Here is an 11,198-nt window from a genome sequence, read left to right as displayed (position 1 = left end):
CGATCAAGCCCGCCCCGGTTCGCCGCGGCGGGCCTTTTCGCGTCAGGGCCTCGCCAGCCGATAGAAGGCGTTGGGAATCCCGTCGAAGTCCCGCTCGCCCTCGAAGACCATGCCGGTCTTCTCCAGCACCCGGCGCGAGGCGGCGTTGTCCACGTGGGCGAAGCCGATCAGTCCGGCGACGTCGGTGTTGGCGAACATCCAGTCCACGACGCCGATCGCCGCTTCGCTGGCCAGGCCCTCGCCCCAGGCGGCCCTGGCGAAGCTGTAGCCGATCTCCGGCTCGCCGGTGTCCGGCATCAGCGACACGCCGGCGCGGCCCACGAAGGTCCCGTCGCGCAGGAACGCCTTCCACTTGGAAAAGCCCAGGCGCTGCTGGTCGCCGACGTACTGGTCCAGCCGCCGCTGGATCACCTCGCGGCTCCAGAGGCCGCCGATGTAGCGCTGCACCTGCGGATCGGCGTGCAGGCCGGCCAGGAGGTCGAAGTCCTCGGCCGTGAAGGGCCGGAACACCAGCCGCTCGGTTTCCAGGATCGGGCGCATGGCCGGCAGTCTTGCGCCCGCCGGGGCGCGTCGCCAAGTGAGCGGTCGGCCTCGGTTCCGCCACCATGTGGTTTCACCTGATCGGCGTTCGCCAGAAGGAGTCCTTCCGTGAAGCTGGTTGTCCGCGTCAGTCTTGTCCTCAGCCTCCTGGCGGGCCTGGCCGCCTGCGCCACCGTCGACCGCTACGACGCCGCGCGCGACGTGCATGCGCTTCTGGTGTCCATCCGCGACAACGACCAGCAGGCGTTCGAGGCCCATGTGGACCGCCAGGCCCTCGAGCGGCAGATCGAAGGCCGGCTCATGGCGGAGACGCAGAAGACGTCGGGCGACTCCACCTGGAACGCCGTGGGCGCGCTCCTGGCCCGGCCGCTGGCCGAACTGGCCGGCGACGCCCTGATCCAGCCCCGTGTGTTCCGCACCGTGGCCGAGTACTACGGCTACACCCCGGACAAGCCGATCCCGGGGCCGCTGGCGATCGGCGGCGCGCTCAAGCCCGTGGGCGAGGACCAGGTCTGCGCCACCCGCAAGAAGAACGGCCCGTGCTTCCTCACCTTCACCCGCGAGAACGGCGTGTGGCGGCTCTCCGGCTTCGAGGGCCAGCTTTCGGACCTGCGCACCAAGTCCTGAGCGGCCGAGGCGAAATCGATACCGAAATGCTCTAGTCTGGCCCCATCCATCAGCGGAGGGGCGACATGGGCTGGGACAAGGCGCTGGCCGACTTCGAACGGTTCGACTTCACCGACGGGCCGTGGACGCGGCCGGTGTTCAAGCGCGGGTCGGGCCCGGCCGTCGTCGTCATCCACGAAATGCCGGGCCTGCATCCGCAGGTGCTGCCCTTCGCCAACCGCGTCGTCTCGGCGGGCATGACGGTCTACTGCCCGAGCCTGTTCGGCGACCCCGGCCGGCCGCTCAGCAACGGCTACGCCATGGGGACCATGTTCAAGGGCATCTGCATCAGCCGCGAGTTCAACGCCTGGGCGGCGGGCAGGTCGAGCCCGATCGTCGAATGGCTGCGGGCCCTGGCGCGCAAGGCCCACGCCGAGTGCGGCGGCAAGGGCGTCGGCGCGATCGGCATGTGCTTCACCGGCGGCTTCGCCCTGGCGATGATGACCGAGCCGTCGGTGGTGGCGCCGGTGCTGAGCCAGCCGTCCCTGCCGCTCGTCATGGGGCCGGGCGGCGCAAAGCGCGCCGGGGGCGTCGACGCCTCGCCGGAAGAGATCGCCTGCGCCAAGCGGCGCTTCGCCGATGAGGACCTGTCGATGATCGGCCTGCGCTTCGAGGGCGATCCGCTGGTGCCGCGCGAGCGGTTCGACGCGCTCCAGGCCGAGTTTGGCGACAAGTTCGAGCGCTGGGACATCGACCCCTCCCAGGCCAGGCCCGGGCCCCTGAAGCATCCCCACTCGGTGCTGACCATCAACCTGAAGGACAGCGGCAAGACCCAGGACGCCCTGATCCGGGTGCTCGCCTTCTTCCGCGAGAAGACCGGCGTCTGCTGACGCAAGCCTTGACGCCGGGCCCCGCGCGGCGCTGGACTTCCAAACGCGACCTCTTTAGAAGCGCGCCCTTTCCCCGAGCCAGGCGTTCGAGCCGCGGGCCGGGGATATCGAAGGCTTCGTCATGACACGTCATTCCCACCAAGGTCGCGGCGGCCCGCAAGGCCCCACGCAGCGCCAGCTCCGCGCCGGCGAGCTGGTGCGCCACGCCCTGGTCGAGATCCTGCGCGAGGAGGAGATCGCCGACCCGGCCATGACCGGCGTGTCGATCACCGTCAGCGAAGTGCGCATGAGCCCGGACTTGAAGCACGCGGTGTGCTTCGTCGAGCCGCTGGGCGGCGGCCACGCGCCGGAGGTGGTCGAGGCCCTGAACCGCGCCTCCAGGTTCCTGCGCGGGCGCCTGGGGCGGATGATCGACATGAAGTACACGCCGGACCTGAAGTTCCTGCACGACGAGTCCTTCGACGAAGCCAGCCGCATGAACCGCCTGTTCGACGATCCGCGCGTGCGCCGCGACGTCGATCACGACGACGACCTCGGGGACTGAATCCATGGCCCGCCGCAAGAAGGGCGACCCGGTCTCCGGCTGGGTGTGCCTGGACAAGCCCTACGACCTGACCTCCACCCACGCGGTGAGCCGCGTGCGCCGGTTGTTCAACGCCCAGAAGGCCGGCCACGCCGGCACGCTCGATCCGCTGGCCACCGGCGTGCTGCCGATCGCGCTGGGCGAGGCCACCAAGACCGTCCCGTTCCTGATGGACGCGGACAAGACCTATCGCTTCACTATCGCCTGGGGCCGGACCACGGCCACCTTCGACCGCGAGGGCGAAACCATCGCGACCTCCGACGTGCGCCCGACGCCCGAAGCGGTGGCGGCGGCGCTGCCCGCCTTCGTCGGCGAGATCGAGCAGGTTCCGCCGGCCTATTCGGCGGTGAAGGTGGACGGCGAGCGCGCCTACGACCTGGCCCGCGCCGGCGAGACGGTGGAGCTGAAGGCCCGCGCGGTGACCATCCACGCGCTGCGCCTGGTCGGCGCGAGCGACGCCGATCACGTCGAGCTGGAGATGGACTGCGGCAAGGGCACCTATGTGCGCGCCCTGGTCCGCGACCTGGCCGAGGCGCTCGGCGCGTGCGGCCATGTCAGCGTGCTTCGCCGCACGCGCGTGGGGGGCTTCACCGAGGCCCGGGCGATTACGCTGGAAAAGCTGGAGGATTTCGGGCATAAGGCCGCCCTGTCGGAGGCCCTGCTTCCGGTCGAGACCGCGCTGGACGACATCCCGGCGTTGGCCGTGACCGCAGAAGACGCCTTCCGGCTTAAGCAGGGACGGCCGATCGTTCTCGTTCCCCGACAGGTTGAAGCGCTGAAGGCCAGGCTCGCGCCCGGCTCTCGAACCGTTTCAGCCATGGCGGACGGGGTGGTCGTGGCGCTCTGCGAGATGCGCGCGGGACGGCTCGAACCCGCGCGGGTCTTCCATCTGAACCAGAGCGGAGACTGACCGATGTCGATCACGACCGACCGCAAGGCGGAACTCATCAAGACCCACGCCCGTTCCGAGGGCGACACGGGCAGCGCCGAAGTGCAGGTGGCGATCCTTTCCGAACGGATCTCGAACCTCACCGAACACTTCAAGACGCACAAGAAGGACAACCACTCGCGCCGGGGCCTGCTCAAGCTCGTCTCCCAGCGCCGTTCGCTTCTCGATCACCTGAAGAAGTCCGACGAAGGACGCTATCAGGCCCTGATCGCCGCGCTGGGCCTGCGCCGCTAAGGCGGCGCCTCCCGGCCAACGCATCAACGCCGTTCCTGTCCTTCGACAAGCTCAGGGCGGGAACGGCGGAGAGGCCCCGAGGGGCTTCTCGACATTCGCCGAGGGTTCAACAGAAATCCTCACCTGAGCCTGTCGAAGGACGAGGATTTCCGGTCCGCTAAAAAAGCCAAACCGCACCCTGTCCGCCCCCGCCGGGAATACGCCCGCGGGATGAGAAAGAAGAAAAATGTTCGACATCAAACGAAAGACGATCGAGTGGGGCGGCAAGACGCTGACGCTCGAGACCGGCCGCATGGCCCGTCAGGCCGACGGCGCCGTCCTGGCCACCTACGGCGAGACCGTGGTGCTGGCCACCGCCGTGTTCGCCAAGTCCGCCAAGCCGGGTCAGGATTTCTTCCCGCTGACGGTGAACTACCAGGAGAAGACCTACGCCGCGGGCAAGATCCCCGGCGGCTTCTTCAAGCGCGAAGGCCGTCCCTCGGAAAAGGAGACCCTGGTCTCCCGCCTGATCGACCGTCCGATCCGCCCCCTGTTCGTCAAGGGCTTCAAGAACGAAGTCCAGGTCGTCGCCACCGTGCTGGCCCACGACCTTGAGAACGATCCCGACATCGTCGCCATGGTCGCCTCCTCGGCCGCCCTGGTGCTGTCCGGCGCGCCCTTCATGGGCCCGATCGGCGGCGCGCGCGTCGGCTTCATCAACGGCGAATACGTGCTCAACCCCACCCTCGACGAGATGAAGGAGTCCGACATGGACCTCGTCGTGGCCGGCACGCACGACGCGGTGATGATGGTGGAGTCCGAGATCCAGGAGCTCTCCGAAGAGCAGGTCCTGGGCGGCGTCACCTTCGCCCACAAGGGCATGCAGCCGGTGATCGACGCGATCATCGAGCTGGCCGAGCACGCGGCCAAGGAGCCCTTCGACTTCGAGCCGGAGGACACCGAGGCCCTGAAGGCCCAGATGAAGGGCCTGGTCGGCGCGGACATCGCGGCGGCCTACAAGGTCACCAAGAAGCAGGACCGCCAGGACGCGGTCGGCGCGGCCAAGAAGAAGGCCCTGGAGGCCATGGCCAAGTCCGACGCCAACCCGGAAGGCGCCGATCCGCTGAAGCTGGCCGGCGTCTTCAAGGAGCTGGAAGCCGACGTGGTGCGTCGCGGCATCCTGGACACCGGCCTGCGCATCGACGGCCGCACGGTGGACAAGGTTCGCCCGATCCTCGGCGAAGTGGGCGTGCTGCCCCGGGCCCACGGCTCGGCGCTGTTCACCCGCGGTGAGACCCAGGCCCTGGTGGTCGCCACCCTGGGCACCGGCGACGACGAGCAGTTCATCGACGCCCTGGAAGGGACCTACAAGGAGAAGTTCCTTCTCCACTACAACTTCCCTCCCTTCAGCGTCGGCGAGACCGGCCGCATGGGCTCGCCCGGCCGCCGCGAGATCGGCCACGGCAAGCTGGCCTGGCGCGCCCTGCGCCCGATGCTGCCCTCCACCGAGGACTTCCCCTATACGATCCGCCTGGTCTCCGAGATCCTGGAGTCCAACGGCTCCTCGTCCATGGCCACCGTCTGCGGCTCCTCGCTGGCGATGATGGACGCGGGCGTGCCCCTGAAGAAGCCGGTCAGCGGCATCGCCATGGGCCTGATCCTGGAATCCGACGGCTTCGCGGTCCTGTCCGACATCCTGGGTGACGAAGACCACCTGGGCGACATGGACTTCAAGGTGGCCGGCACCGCCGAGGGCATCACCTCGCTGCAGATGGACATCAAGATCGCCGGGATCACCGAGGAGATCATGAAGAAGGCGCTGGAGCAGGCCAAGGCCGGCCGCCAGCACATCCTGGGCGAGATGAACAAGGCCATGGAGGCGCCCCGCACCGAGCTGGGCGAATTCGCGCCGAAGATCGAGACCATGAAGATCGCCGTGGACAAGATCCGCGAAGTGATCGGCTCCGGCGGCAAGGTGATCCGCGAGATCGTCGCCGAGACCGGCGCCAAGGTCGACATCTCCGACGACGGCACCATCAAGATCGCCGCCTCCGAGCAGTCGAAGATCGACGCGGCCCGCGACTGGATCAAGTCGATCGCCTCCGAGCCGGAGGTGGGCCACATCTACACCGGCAAGGTCGTGAAGATCGTCGACTTCGGCGCCTTCGTGAACTTCTTCGGCGCCAAGGACGGCCTGGTCCACGTGAGCCAGATCTCCAACGAGCGCGTGAACAAGGTCTCCGACGTGCTGCAGGAAGGCCAGTCCGTGAAGGTCAAGCTTCTCGGCTTCGACGATCGCGGCAAGACGCGCCTTTCCATGAAGGTCGTCGACCAGGAGACCGGCGAGGACCTGTCCAAGAAGGACGAGCCGGCCGAGGCGGACGCCGAGGCCTAAGGCTCCTCCCAGGAACGCCTGAGCTTCTGAAGGGCGGTCGCGGCGACGCGGCCGCCCTTTTCTTTGCGGGCGGGCCGGGCGTCCTGACAGTTGATTGGCGGCTGGCCTTTGGGGTCACATCCGCCGACGCAAGAGGAAGGAGCCGCCGATGCCCACGCCCGGTCTGCCGATGGAGGGGGGCTGCCGCTGCGGCCAGGTGCGCTTCCGCATCGACGCGCGGCCGCTGACCACCATGGCCTGCCACTGCCGCGGCTGCCAGCGGATGACGTCCAGCGCCTTCTCCCTGAGCGCGCTGGTTCCCTCGGCCGCCTTCACGGTGACCGCGGGCGAGCCGGTGATCGGCGGGCTGCACGGGCCCACGCGCCACTTCTTCTGCCCCTATTGCATGAGCTGGTTGTTCACGCGGCCGGAAGACGCCGCGGAGCTGGTGAACGTGCGCGCCACCCTCCTGGACGACGCGGCCTGGGTCAGCCCCTTCATGGAGACCTTCACCAAGGAGAAGCTCGACTGGGTCTCCACGCCGGCGGTCTACAGCTTCGAGGAGTTCCCGCCGATGGAGGCCTATGGGGAGATCCTGAAGGCCTACGCCGAGGCCGGCTGAGCCCCCTAACTTGATCGCGCCCCGGCGATGGCCTAGAGAGCCGCCCCAGGGTCCGCAGTTCACCCAGGCGTCACCGCCCCGAAAGGGGAGCTAAACCTGCTCATTCCATCCAGACTGACGCTTGTCCCGCGCCAGGTCGAAAGACGGTGACCTCGACACCCATCAGGAACGGCGCTCACGAGGATGAGTGATGTCGAAGGACCAGATCCCCTATTCGGCGGCTGACATCTCGGCCCTGGCCAAGTCGCTGCGCGGCCAGCTCGCCGGGCGCGAGCGCCCGCCCGGCCATGTGGAGATGCTCAACATGCTGGCCCGCGCGGCCGGCGCCCGCAACTTCCAGCACTTCCGCGCCCAGGCGGCCCACGTGGAGGCCCTGGAGCCGGCGCAGGCGGCCTTGGCCGCGCCCGCCGAGATGGGCCCGGCGCGGGTGGAGGCGGCCCTGCGCTGCTTCGACGCCCGGGGGCGGCTGGCGCGCTGGCCGGCCAAGCCCAGCCTGCAGGCGCTCTGCCTGTGGGGCCTGTGGGCGCGTATTCCGGCCGGCCGCTCGTTCACGGAAGGCGAGGTCAACGCCCTGATCAAGGAGGCCCACGGCTTCGGCGATCATGCGTTGCTGCGGCGCGAGCTCTTCAATCGCAAGCTGGTCTCGCGAACGATCGACTGCCGCGACTACCGGCGCATCGAACGCCGCCCGCCGCCCGAGGCGCTCGCCCTGATCCGGCGGCTGCCCGTCGGCGGCGGGAAAGCCGACGCCTGAAAAAGCGAAAGGCCCGCCTCGCGGCGGGCCTTCGTTGGCGCAGGCCAGAGCCCTGGGGGCTAGCTGCGCAGCTTGCGCAAGAGCACGTCCAGATCGTGCGAAAGCATCGGATCGTCGGCCTTCAGCGCCTCGATGCGCCGCACCGCGTGCAGCACGGTGGTGTGGTCGCGTCCGCCGAAGCGGCGGCCGATGTCCGGCAGCGAGCGGGTGGTGATCTGCTTGGCCAGCCACATGGCCGCCTGGCGCGGGCGGGCCACCGCGCGGGCCCGGCGCTCGGAGATCAGGTCGGCCTGCTTCAGGCCGTAGTGCTCGGCCACGGCCTTCTGGATCTGGTCGACCGTCACCCGGCGCTCGTTGACCGACAGGTGCGGCCGCAGGATCGCCTGGGCGTCGTCCAGGCTCAGGCGGGCGATGTCGCCGCCCACGCGGGCCACCAGGGTGTTCAGCGCCCCCTCCAGCTCGCGCACGCTGTCGGTGAAGCGGTCGGCCAGGAACTGCAGCACGTCCGAACGGGCCGAGGGCACGAAGCGCCCCTGATGGGCCAGGGTGGCCAGCTTGCGCTCCAGGATGCCCAGCCGCAGCGTGCGGTCCGCCGGCTCGATGCCGCAGACCAGGCCCGCCTGCAGGTGCGAGCGCAGGCGCGGCTCCATCTCGGTGATCTCCGCCGGCGGCCGGTCGGCGGTCATCACCACGCGGCGGCCGTCCTCCACCAGGGCGATCAGGGTGTGGAACAGCTCCTCCTGGGTGGAGGCCTTGCCGGCCACGAAGTGGGCGTCGTCGATCAGCAAGAGGTCGGCGTTGCGCATCTCCTCCTTGAAGGCCGCCGTCTGCCGGTCCTGCACGGCCTTGACGAAGGTGGAGGTGAAGCGCTCGGCGGTGATGTAGGCCACCCGCTTGTCCGGCGCGTTGCGCATCGCCTCCCAGGCGAGCGCGTTCAAGAGGTGCGTCTTGCCGAAGCCGTAGGGGCCGTGGAAGACCACCGGATTGAAGTGGCCGTCGGCCCAGGTGGCGACCCGGCGGGCCACGGCGAAGGCGAACTCGTTGGGCGGGCCGGCGACGAAGGTCTCGAACGAGAAGCGGTCCTGCAGGCCCTGCTGGCGGCCCTGGCGGGCGTTCACGGGCGCGGCCTCGACCTCGGCCACCAGGACGTCGTCCTGCACCGCGGCGGCGGCCCTGGCCAGCGGCGTGGAGGCCGCCGGCTGGGAATCGAACTCCATCTTGGACTTCAGGTCCAGACGCCGGCCCAGCGGGTCGTTCTGCGCCCACAGCTCGCCGATGCGGCGCCAGGCGTGGCGGCGGATCCAGTCGCGCGCGACGCCGGTGGCGGCGACAAGGCACACGTCGCCCCCCGATTGCTCGCGCAGGGACGCCTGGCCGAGCCAGGAGCCGAAGGTCGCTTCGCCAAGTTCACGTTTGAGGGCCTGACAGGTTTTCGTCCAGACCACGCCGACCGGCGCTTCTGCCGCCATCTCCGCAGCACCCCCATTCGTCATCTTGCTTGCCAACCCCATCACCTGCCTCCCGGCCGGCCCCCCCGGGCCAGCCGCCATTCCTTTAGAGAACAGTTCCCCCCTCCGGCGAGCACATACGCTCCCGCCGGACCATGATTTCATCCGAGATCAGATGGAGAAAACGTCCTGAGACCCCTGAGACTAGTCGGGGGGGTTCGACGGTCAACGAGATTTCTTGGGGGCCGGAGCGGATATTTTCGTTGACTCGGGGAACCGCCTCGCGCGCCAAGGGAAAGTGTGGATGACCCTCCGCCATCTGAGAACTTTCGTCGCAGGCGCCGCACGCTCAGGGGGCTGGACAACAAAAACACCCGCGGGCCGTTTGGGCCGCGGGTGCTACTAAAAGTCCAATAAAATCAACGGTGGACAGTGTCCACCGGGCCCTCAGGCGGCGGACAGCTTCTTCAGCTGAGCGGCCAGGCGCGAGACTTTCCGCGAGCCGGTGTTCTTGTGCACGACGCCCTTGGACACGGCCCGCATCAGCTCCGACTGGGCCTCGATGAAGGCGGTCTTGGCGGCGTCGGCGTCGCCCTTGGAAACCGCCTCTTCGAAGCGGCGCAGATAGGTGCGCACGCGCGAGCGGCGCGCCTTGTTGACTTCCGTGCGGCGGGCGATCTTGCGGATCGCTTTCTTGGCGCCGGGCGTGTTGGCCATGTGTCAGCTCTCAAAAAGTCTCGCGCCCGGACAGACGCCCGGGCGGTGAAATCGGAGGCGCGGATATACGGGAACAGCCCTCCCGGGTCAATGCGCCTGCACGCTTCTGTCATCGCTTGTGAACGCGCGCCAGGCCGGATGGCTCATCACCAGGTCGGCCATCTGCTGGTAGGCGTCCGCTCCGGGGTGGGCGCCGTCGCCGGCGGCGGCCTCCGCCTCCCAGGTCTCGGCCTGCCTCAGCGCGGTGAAGACGTCGATGTAGGGCACGCCGAGCTGACCGGCGACGATGCCCAGCGCGTCGCCCACCGAGGCCACCCGCGCCCGGTGCAGCGGGTCCACCACCGGCGGCGGCCCGACCATCAGCGTGGGCGCCAGGGCGGCCGCCTCGGCCAGGATCATCTGGGTGTTCTTCAAGGTGTCGGCCGGGCCCACGCGCAGGCCGGCGTCCTCAAGCACGCAGTCGTTGCAGCCGAAGGAGAAGACCAGACGCAGGGGTTCGTGGCTGGCCATGCGGCTGGAGGCCTCGCGCCGCCAGCGCGCGGCGATGTCGCCGCTGGTCTCGCGCCGGACGCCGAGGTTGTAGAGCGTCACGTCCGTGCGCCCCAGCACCGTGCGGCCGATCCAGCCCAGGTGGTAGGGATCGCCCACGCCCAGGAGGAAGCTGTCTCCGAACGCGAGCAGACGCACCTCAGCGGCCCTTGAAGTCGGGTTTGCGCTTCTCGATGAAGGCGGCCATGCCCTCTTTCTGGTCGTCGAAGGCGAACAGCGAGTGGAACAGGCGCCGTTCCACCGCCACCCCGGTGGACAGGGTGGTCTCGTAGGCGGTGTTCACCAGCTCCTTGTTCATCATCACCGCCAGCGGCGACTGGGCGGCGATCTTGGCCGCCGCGGCCAGGGCCTCTTCCAGCATCTTGTCGGCCGCCACCACGCGGGAGACCAGGCCCACGCGCTCGGCCTCGGCGGCGTCCATCATCCGGGCGGTCAGGATCATGTCCATGGCCTTGGACTTGCCGACGAAGCGGGTCAGCCGTTGGGTGCCGCCGATGCCGGGCATGACGCCCAGGTTGATCTCCGGCTGGCCGAACTTGGCGGTCTCGGCGGCGATGATGAAGTCGCACAGCATGGCCAGTTCGCAGCCGCCGCCCAGGGCGTAGCCGGCCACCGCGGCGATGATCGGCTTGCGGAACGCCACGATCCGCTCGGCGGCGGCGCCGAAGAAGTTCGACTTGAACATCTCCGCATAGGTCTTGGTCGACATCTCCTTGATGTCGGCGCCGGCGGCGAAGGCGCGCTCAGACCCGGTCAGCACCAGGCAGTGCGTGGCCTCGTCGGCCTCGGCCGCGTCCAGCGCCGCGCAGAGCTCGCCCAGCAGCTCGCTGTTGAGCGCGTTCAGCGCCTCCGGCCGGTTCAGCCGGATCAGGGTCACGCCAGCCGCGCCGCCGGGCGCGGTTTCAACGATCAGGGTCTGGTAGGGGCCGGCTTCGGCCATGAGCGCCTCCGAT

The 11,198-nt window shown here is 69.1% G+C and carries 13 protein-coding genes; 8 read left to right on the top strand and 5 right to left on the bottom strand.

Annotation, left to right across the window (positions count from 1 at the left end; genetic code table 11):
• Positions 1–42 precede the first annotated feature (42 nt).
• On the bottom strand, positions 43–540 hold the full coding sequence (locus tag ACE3TA_RS14685; protein ID WP_374574987.1) for a GNAT family N-acetyltransferase: 498 nt from the start codon (positions 538–540) through the stop codon (positions 43–45).
• Between the two features lie 108 nt (positions 541–648).
• Between ACE3TA_RS14685 and ACE3TA_RS14680 the strand changes: the two genes are divergently transcribed.
• The 8 genes from ACE3TA_RS14680 (at position 649) to ACE3TA_RS14645 (ending at position 7,531) form a co-directional block, all read left to right on the top strand.
• Positions 649–1,167, top strand: a complete 519-nt coding sequence (locus ACE3TA_RS14680) for a DUF2939 domain-containing protein (RefSeq protein WP_374574985.1) — start codon at positions 649–651, stop codon at positions 1,165–1,167.
• 65 nt (positions 1,168–1,232) lie between these two features.
• Positions 1,233–2,036: a dienelactone hydrolase family protein gene (locus ACE3TA_RS14675; RefSeq protein WP_374574983.1), complete on the top strand. Its 804-nt coding sequence runs from the start codon at positions 1,233–1,235 to the stop codon at positions 2,034–2,036.
• A gap of 121 nt (positions 2,037–2,157) precedes the next feature.
• Positions 2,158–2,580, top strand: coding sequence for a 30S ribosome-binding factor RbfA (gene rbfA / locus ACE3TA_RS14670; protein ID WP_374574981.1), 423 nt, complete (start codon positions 2,158–2,160; stop codon positions 2,578–2,580).
• A 4-nt stretch (positions 2,581–2,584) separates the two neighbouring features.
• Positions 2,585–3,529 (top strand): tRNA pseudouridine(55) synthase TruB, encoded by a 945-nt coding sequence (gene truB, locus ACE3TA_RS14665; protein WP_374574979.1) that lies wholly within the window; start codon positions 2,585–2,587, stop codon positions 3,527–3,529.
• A gap of 3 nt (positions 3,530–3,532) precedes the next feature.
• Positions 3,533–3,802, top strand: coding sequence for a 30S ribosomal protein S15 (rpsO, locus tag ACE3TA_RS14660; protein WP_374574977.1), 270 nt, complete (start codon positions 3,533–3,535; stop codon positions 3,800–3,802).
• 226 nt (positions 3,803–4,028) lie between these two features.
• Positions 4,029–6,176, top strand: coding sequence for a polyribonucleotide nucleotidyltransferase (pnp, locus tag ACE3TA_RS14655; protein ID WP_374574975.1), 2,148 nt, complete (start codon positions 4,029–4,031; stop codon positions 6,174–6,176).
• 148 nt (positions 6,177–6,324) lie between these two features.
• Complete coding sequence (locus ACE3TA_RS14650; protein WP_374574973.1) at positions 6,325–6,777, top strand: GFA family protein; 453 nt, start codon at positions 6,325–6,327, stop codon at positions 6,775–6,777.
• 190 nt (positions 6,778–6,967) lie between these two features.
• Positions 6,968–7,531 (top strand): DUF2087 domain-containing protein, encoded by a 564-nt coding sequence (locus ACE3TA_RS14645; RefSeq protein WP_374574971.1) that lies wholly within the window; start codon positions 6,968–6,970, stop codon positions 7,529–7,531.
• Between the two features lie 59 nt (positions 7,532–7,590).
• Here ACE3TA_RS14645 and dnaA read toward each other — a convergent pair whose 3' ends face one another.
• The 4 genes from dnaA to ACE3TA_RS14625 all read right to left on the bottom strand — a co-directional run bounded on the left by dnaA (position 7,591) and on the right by ACE3TA_RS14625 (position 11,185).
• Positions 7,591–9,000, bottom strand: a complete 1,410-nt coding sequence (gene dnaA / locus ACE3TA_RS14640; protein WP_374574969.1) for a chromosomal replication initiator protein DnaA — start codon at positions 8,998–9,000, stop codon at positions 7,591–7,593.
• A 426-nt stretch (positions 9,001–9,426) separates the two neighbouring features.
• The gene (gene rpsT, locus ACE3TA_RS14635) at positions 9,427–9,696 is read right to left on the bottom strand and encodes a 30S ribosomal protein S20 (RefSeq protein WP_374574967.1); all 270 of its coding nucleotides are present in this window, start codon (positions 9,694–9,696) and stop codon (positions 9,427–9,429) included.
• Positions 9,697–9,783: 87 nt separating this feature from the next.
• Positions 9,784–10,383, bottom strand: a complete 600-nt coding sequence (locus ACE3TA_RS14630; RefSeq protein ID WP_374574965.1) for a GDSL-type esterase/lipase family protein — start codon at positions 10,381–10,383, stop codon at positions 9,784–9,786.
• Position 10,384: 1 nt separating this feature from the next.
• A complete protein-coding gene (locus ACE3TA_RS14625) occupies positions 10,385–11,185 on the bottom strand; it encodes an enoyl-CoA hydratase (RefSeq protein ID WP_374574963.1) in 801 nt (266 codons plus the stop codon).
• Positions 11,186–11,198: the final 13 nt, after the last annotated feature.

Origin of the sequence: Phenylobacterium sp. (genome assembly GCF_041916435.1) — a bacterium.
Lineage (GTDB): Bacteria > Pseudomonadota > Alphaproteobacteria > Caulobacterales > Caulobacteraceae > Phenylobacterium.
The sequence above is the reverse complement of the archived record's forward strand: the minus strand, read 5'-3'. Positions and strand labels throughout refer to the sequence as shown.

What these genes read in the sequence shown, in the direction of transcription:
- pnp (WP_374574975.1), top strand. Translation starts at nt 4,029, where the DNA reads ATGTTCGACATCAAACGAAAGACGATCGAGTGGGGCGGCAAGACGCTG.
- rpsT (WP_374574967.1), bottom strand. Translation starts at nt 9,696, where the DNA reads ATGGCCAACACGCCCGGCGCCAAGAAAGCGATCCGCAAGATCGCCCGC.
- ACE3TA_RS14650 (WP_374574973.1), top strand. Translation starts at nt 6,325, where the DNA reads ATGCCCACGCCCGGTCTGCCGATGGAGGGGGGCTGCCGCTGCGGCCAG.
- dnaA (WP_374574969.1), bottom strand. Translation starts at nt 9,000, where the DNA reads ATGGCGGCAGAAGCGCCGGTCGGCGTGGTCTGGACGAAAACCTGTCAG.
- ACE3TA_RS14645 (WP_374574971.1), top strand. Translation starts at nt 6,968, where the DNA reads ATGTCGAAGGACCAGATCCCCTATTCGGCGGCTGACATCTCGGCCCTG.
- ACE3TA_RS14625 (WP_374574963.1), bottom strand. Translation starts at nt 11,185, where the DNA reads ATGGCCGAAGCCGGCCCCTACCAGACCCTGATCGTTGAAACCGCGCCC.
- ACE3TA_RS14685 (WP_374574987.1), bottom strand. Translation starts at nt 540, where the DNA reads ATGCGCCCGATCCTGGAAACCGAGCGGCTGGTGTTCCGGCCCTTCACG.
- rbfA (WP_374574981.1), top strand. Translation starts at nt 2,158, where the DNA reads ATGACACGTCATTCCCACCAAGGTCGCGGCGGCCCGCAAGGCCCCACG.
- ACE3TA_RS14675 (WP_374574983.1), top strand. Translation starts at nt 1,233, where the DNA reads ATGGGCTGGGACAAGGCGCTGGCCGACTTCGAACGGTTCGACTTCACC.
- truB (WP_374574979.1), top strand. Translation starts at nt 2,585, where the DNA reads ATGGCCCGCCGCAAGAAGGGCGACCCGGTCTCCGGCTGGGTGTGCCTG.
- rpsO (WP_374574977.1), top strand. Translation starts at nt 3,533, where the DNA reads ATGTCGATCACGACCGACCGCAAGGCGGAACTCATCAAGACCCACGCC.